General features: G+C 40.3%; 1 pseudogene. It reads left to right on the forward strand.

From position 1 onward, the window contains the following. A pseudogene (locus tag HC175_RS23710) lies at positions 1 to 237 on the forward strand (hypothetical protein); the annotation flags it as partial. Positions 238 to 278 lie beyond the last annotated feature (41 nt).

The raw sequence follows: 278 nt of genomic DNA on the forward strand, positions 1-278 counted from the left end.
TCAGAAATGGATCTTACATATAAAATCATTGATGCTTTTAATGAAGAAAGGGGAATCGAATCTTACGTCAATATCTCCAATTGTGATGGTGTGGGTTTGATCGTTCACGGGCATAGCGGGTTGAATCCGGCGTTCAGAAGGAGTATTTTGGAAAAGGTGCTCAACCAAATAGATCTTCCTGTGATCACTTTAAATGCAGACAGGCAAAGCCCTGAAAATAACGTCCCTATCCATTAATTCACCGGCTCCGGATCTTTAAAGTGTCAGATTAAATCGTT

It is taken from the genome of Salinimicrobium oceani (assembly GCF_012037645.1).